The sequence below is a fragment of the Pseudomonas sp. 01L34 genome (assembly GCF_056400265.1).
This window is the reverse complement of record NZ_JBFTSX010000049.1, coordinates 1-455: the sequence shown is the minus strand read 5'-3', so window position 1 is coordinate 455 and position 455 is coordinate 1. Positions and strand designations below refer to the sequence as shown.

Below are 455 nucleotides of genomic sequence, written 5' to 3'. Positions count from 1 at the left end.
GTCGCCAGTGCCGTGCAGTCGCTGAAGGCGGGCGAGAGTCACAATGAAGTGTTCAGCATCCAGGTCAGTGATGGCCTGGGCGGCGTCGACACCCAGCAGGTGACTGTCACCGTCACCGGCAGCAACGACGCACCGGTACTCAGCTTCGCGTCGGGCAATGAGGTGGGCGCCGTGCAGGAGGACAGCACCCTCAGCGTCAGCGGCCAGTTCAGCTCGAGCGACATCGACCATGCGGCCACCGCCACCTGGAGCATCGCCGGGTCCAATACCGGCACCTACGGCTCAATCGCCGTCGACAGCACTGGCCAATGGACTTACACCTTGGCCAACGGCAGCGATGGCGTCGCCGGTGCCGTGCAGTCGCTGCAGGCCGGCGAGAGTCACAACGAAGTGTTCACCATCCAGGTCAGCGATGGCCTCGGTGGCGTCGACACCCAGCAGGTGACCGTGACCGT

The 455-nt window shown here is 65.3% G+C and carries 1 protein-coding gene; it reads left to right on the top strand.

The window, feature by feature from the left end; all coding sequences use genetic code 11:
* The coding region (locus tag AC1DQM_RS29925) for a VCBS domain-containing protein (protein ID WP_477747275.1) at window positions 1-455 on the top strand (455 nt) is incomplete at both ends.